Here is a 5,319-nt window from a genome sequence, read left to right as displayed (position 1 = left end):
GATTTCCTGAAGCTCTTCATTAACAACCTCGATCAAAGGGTGTTGATGAAGCGTATCAGTAATATGACCGGAAAATCCGTCACGATCCACTGCCAATGCACCGCCAGCCGGAACAGCATGACGATCTGCTGCACTCAGAATCAAGGAGTTCAGTATTCTCATCTCTTCCTTCAGTACGCCTACTGCATTCGTTAGGCCGTTTGCCCGCAAGGAATTACTGCATACCAGTTCGGCAAATTTATCTGTATGATGTGCTGGTGTTTTTACAACCGGCCTCATTTCATATAACTTAACTGGCACTCCACGGCTTGCAATTTGCCAGGCAGCTTCGCTGCCCGCCAAACCTGCTCCGATGACCGTTACCTTTTGTAGTTCACTCACGTTTAAATCCCCCTGCTATTGTTGTTCTTAAGAAGTCTCTACGCTCTCATCGCTCTCTTCCAGCATTTCGCTGTGATCGCAGACAGTACAGTTGAGCTTCGTTCCTTGTTTTGTACGTTTTTCGACCATTAGGCTACTGCAACTTGGGCAAGGCTTAATGGACGGTTTATCCCAGGAAACAAAATCACATTCCGGGTAGCGGTCACATCCATAGAAGACACGTCCCTTTTTACTCCGTCGTTCGACGACATGACCCTCACCGCATGTAGGACAATTAATCCCGATATCCTTAACAATTGGCTTTGTGTTACGGCAATCTGGAAAAGCAGAACAGGCCAGGAATTTACCAAATCGGCCAAGCTTATACACCATTTGGCTGCCACACTTATCACAAATGACATCGGATACTTCATCTTTTATTTCAATTTCTTTCATTTCTTCTTCAGCCACTTCAAGTCGCTTCTCGAATGACTCGTAAAAGTCACTCAACACCTTGACCCAATTACCTTCGCCTTCTTCGACGTGGTCAAGATCACCTTCCATATTAGCTGTAAACTCCACATTCAGAATCTCTGGGAAGAACTCCTCCATCTGTTCGATGACCAATTCGCCCAGCTCTGTAGGGAAAAACTTCTTCTCTTCAATAGCAACGTACCCACGTTTCTGAATGGTTTCCAGCGTTGGTGCATACGTACTTGGACGTCCTATACCCAGTTCTTCCAGCGTCTTCACCAGTCGCGCTTCCGTATAACGGGGAGGCGGTTGTGTAAAATGCTGCTTCGGCTCAACCGCTTCTTTTTTTAATTTATCGCCTGGATGAAGTGGTGGCAGCAGTTTATCTTCTTCGGTTTTACCGTCGTCATTTCCCTCTACATACACTTTCATGAAACCTGGAAAACGAACCTTAGAACCTGCTGCCCGGAATATCGTCTCACCCGCTTCAATATCTACGGACAAAGTATCCATAATAGCAGACGCCATCTGGCTGGCCATGAAACGTTCCCATACCAATTTGTACAAACGGAACTGATCCCGACTCATAAACGGCTTAACTGTTTCCGGATCGCGTAACGCAGAGGTTGGACGAATCGCTTCATGCGCATCCTGGGCGTTGGCCGCTTTTTTTGAATATTGACGAGGAGTTTCAGGTACAAAAGCTTCGCCATATTTTTGAATAATTAATTCTTTCGCTTCCTCTTGAGCTGAAGCGGCGATCCGTGTGGAATCCGTACGCATATACGTAATCAGACCCACGGTCCCTTCTTTACCTAAATCCACACCCTCATATAGCTGCTGAGCTACAGACATCGTTTTAGATGCACGGAAGTTGAGCTTCCGAGCCGCCTCCTGCTGCAAGGAACTTGTTGTGAATGGAGGAGAAGGATTGCGTAAACGCTCTTTCTCTTTAACATCGCGTACCTTGTAGGACGATTTTCCGATAGCTTCCAACACTTCCTGTACATCCGCTTCGCTAGAGAGTTCTTTCTTTTCACCGCGCAGCTTATGAAATTTCGCTTCAAAGGTACTGTCTTTAATAGCTAGTTTAGCTGTAATCGTCCAGTATTCTTCCGGTACAAACTCACTGATCTCGTTTTCCCGGTCCAAAATAATTTTCACCGCAACCGACTGCACACGCCCAGCGGATAGGCCCTTTTTTACCTTTTTCCAGAGCAACGGGCTGATTTTGTAGCCAACAAGTCGATCCAGTATCCGTCGTGCCTGCTGAGCATTGACCAAATCCATATTGATTTTACGTGGTGTTTTAAAAGCATCTTTGACAGCCTGCTTCGTAATTTCATTAAATACAACACGGCAATCTGCTGTATCGTCCAGTTCCAGCGCATGTGCCAGATGCCAGGCAATAGCCTCACCTTCGCGATCCGGGTCAGCCGCCAGATATACTTTTTTTACTTTTTTTCGGGCATCCTTTAATTCTTTTAGAATTGAGCCTTTACCTCGAATGGTAATGTATTTGGGATTAAAATCATTTTCGACCTCTACGCCGATCTGACTCTTCGGTAAATCCCTGATATGACCCATAGAAGCCTTGACGATATATTTGCTGCCTAAGTATTTGCCGATCGTCTTCGCCTTGGAAGGCGATTCCACGATGACGAGTGAATCCGCCATAGGCTCTTCCTCCTCTCAATTACACACATGAATATGATAGACTTCCTGAAATGTGGTGAGTTATGACGCGATAGAGAGCTTCACAGATTGGTCATTCTTCCGGATCGCTGAGATTCTTCAGAAAAATTCCATCTGCTCCGCTGCTGCGAGTCATAATGTCAACACATTTCAGGAAGTGGGGAAGGAGTAGGAATCCGCGACGCGGATGAATGCCATACTGCCCTCCACCTGATGTTTAAAATTGAATTTGTGCATTTACTAACTAAGGACTTTGCAAAAACAACTACTAAATAAGCTTGTATTTTGTGCCCGCTAGCTGGGCGATCCTTTTTTTTATGATTAACGATAACAGAACTGCGTGTAAAAGTCCAAAATCCCATGCCGTAGCATCAAGCAGTTCATCCAGTGTCATGGTTCCCTGTTCAAGCAACAGTATGACACGGTTTTCCTCAGAAGTCTCACTTTCTGGCACTTTGGAGACCTCCTTCAGATTAAGACTCTGCTCTCTATTGTATGAAGAAACCTCCCTTGTACGCAAATCTGCTTCATACTCCTCAATAATATCCGAAGCTTCAGTGACCGTTTTTGCCCCTTGCTTAATCAAGCTCAGCGTACCTCTACTCTTCGGTGACGTAATGGGTCCGGGAACAGCAAACACATCTCGATTTGCCTCCAGTGCAGCATCAGCGGTAATCAAGGAGCCGCTTCTTGCATCTGCTTCGACAACAAGCGTTCCCTTCGTTAGACCGGCTATAATCCGATTACGTTGTGGAAACATTCCTGGATGCGACCTTGTGCCTGGAGGATACTCTGATAAGATCAAGCCATTGCTAGCCATCTCTGCAAATAAAGACGCATTTTGGGGAGGATAAATTTGATCAATCGCTGTTCCCAGTACACCAATCGTGTTTCCTCCCCGACGCAGGGCTGTTTCGTGACAAATACTGTCAATCCCTCTCGCCAATCCGCTAACGATTGTAATCCCTGCATTACATAATCCCTCTGTTAGTATCTCCGCTGCTCTACGTCCATAAGCGGTGGGAACGCGGGTTCCTACCATGGCTATAGAACATGTATGCAAAAGTGATTTATCCCCTTTTGTATACATTACCCAAGGTGGGTCAACTGTTTCCTTCATTAATAGGGGATAATCCTCGTCCACATAAGTTACCGTTCCAATATCACCGGATTGAACTCGCTGATATCGTTCATGCACCCATTCTTCATCATAACACTGAGCCGCAATGCGTGCCTGAGCAGGGCTTAACCCTATCTCGATCCACTTCTGTTCGCTAAAATGCAGTAGCTCATGCAATTGATAGTCACTCGACCAAATACGCTGAATTGTTTTTCTTCCGATTCCCTCTAACTCATGTAAGCCTAACAAAAGCCATCTTTCTTCCAAACTATGGTTCCCCCATTCACGGAAGAGTGAACCCTCCCTTATTTTGTGGCACAATGAATCATTTTGCAAGCGTTTCCCTGACAAGCCTGTCTTAACGCAAAAAAAGCAACCTTTTCATCCCCTGTTTCAGAAGATAAAAAGGTTGCTTACCTTTCTTTCATTATACACTAGCCTGCGGCAAATTTCGATGCAGTTTTATGGCCTGTATATTAATGAAGGAACACGATTTAATGTGTCGTACACAAATTCAAAATACCACGTGCTTCCAGCACACTTACCAGTGTCGAGCCCATTTCGGAAGGAGTCGGTGCCACCTTGATCCCGCAGGCTTCAAGCGTGGCAATTTTCTCTTTGGCCGTTCCTTTTCCGCCAGAAATAATGGCACCTGCATGCCCCATCCGTTTGCCTGGAGGCGCAGTCACACCACCGATAAAACCAACCACCGGCTTCGTCATATTATCCCTGATCCACTCGGCAGCTTCTTCCTCGGCTGTACCACCAATTTCTCCGATCATAATGACAGCATGAGTGTTGGGGTCCTCATTGAAGCGTTGCAAAATATCAATGAATTCTGAACCTTTAACGGGGTCACCGCCAATACCAACCGCAGAAGATTGTCCTATACCTCGGGTCGTTAACTGATGCACTGCTTCATAGGTCAAAGTACCACTACGTGACACAACGCCTACATGACCTGGTAGATGAATGTAACCTGGCATAATACCGATTTTACATTCTCCTGGCGTAATAACGCCCGGGCAGTTAGGGCCAATCAGAACGGTCTTTTTACCTTCCATAAAACGTTTGACCCTGATCATATCAAGCACCGGAATGCCCTCCGTGATACAAATCACGAGATCTAATTCCGCATCTACAGCCTCCAAAATGGAATCTGCGGCAAAAGCTGGTGGCACGTAAATCACGCTCGCTGTAGCGCCAGTAGCTTCCTTGGCTTCGCTCACTGTATTAAACACTGGCAATTTGACCTGTTGTCCGTTCTCCAGTGTAATTTCTACCTCGGTGCCTCCCTTACCTGGAGAGGTGCCACCTACCATTTGTGTACCGTAATCAAGTGCACCCTTGGCATGAAACAACGCCGTTTTTCCCGTAATCCCCTGTGTAATCACCTTTGTATGCTTATCGACCAAAATACTCACGATCTTCACATCCCCTATCGTTTATTCGGCATATCGGAATGCAAACAGGCTATTGAACAAGTTCGACGATTTTTTGGGCGCCATCCGCCATGGAATCGGCTGCCACGATATTCAAACCGGATTCCGCTAAAATCTGTTTGCCGAGCTCAACATTCGTCCCTTCAAGACGGACAACAAGCGGACGAGTCAGCCCCAACTGTTTGGCAGCCTCCACGACGCCGTTCGCAATGATGTCACACTGCATAA

General features: G+C 46.2%; 4 protein-coding genes and 1 pseudogene. All 5 read right to left on the bottom strand.

Translation table 11 applies throughout. The features are described 5' to 3' along the window. On the bottom strand, positions 1–381 hold a 381-nt coding region (locus tag GRP75_RS18510), incomplete at its 3' end, for an FAD-dependent oxidoreductase (protein ID WP_160790005.1). A 27-nt stretch (positions 382–408) separates the two neighbouring features. After that, positions 409–2,511, bottom strand: coding sequence for a type I DNA topoisomerase (gene topA / locus GRP75_RS18505; RefSeq protein ID WP_160790004.1), 2,103 nt, complete (start codon positions 2,509–2,511; stop codon positions 409–411). Positions 2,512–2,797: 286 nt separating this feature from the next. Further along, positions 2,798–3,916: a DNA-processing protein DprA gene (gene dprA / locus GRP75_RS18500; RefSeq protein ID WP_023988183.1), complete on the bottom strand. Its 1,119-nt coding sequence runs from the start codon at positions 3,914–3,916 to the stop codon at positions 2,798–2,800. Between the two features lie 227 nt (positions 3,917–4,143). Continuing rightward, entirely contained in the window at positions 4,144–5,073 is a 930-nt protein-coding gene (sucD, locus tag GRP75_RS18495; RefSeq protein ID WP_025723280.1) for a succinate--CoA ligase subunit alpha, read from the bottom strand. A 49-nt stretch (positions 5,074–5,122) separates the two neighbouring features. Beyond that, a pseudogene (sucC, locus tag GRP75_RS18490) lies at positions 5,123–5,319 on the bottom strand (succinate--CoA ligase subunit beta); the annotation flags it as partial.

The sequence above is a fragment of the Paenibacillus sp. OT2-17 genome, assembly GCF_009827695.1.
Taxonomy (GTDB): Bacteria; Bacillota; Bacilli; order Paenibacillales; family Paenibacillaceae; genus Paenibacillus; species Paenibacillus polymyxa_B.
Note: the sequence above shows the minus strand (reverse complement) of the source record. Positions and strands in the feature narration are given on the sequence as shown.

Coding starts and splice junctions, on each gene's coding strand:
- topA (WP_160790004.1), bottom strand. CDS start 2,511: ATGGCGGATTCACTCGTCATCGTGGAATCGCCTTCCAAGGCGAAGACG.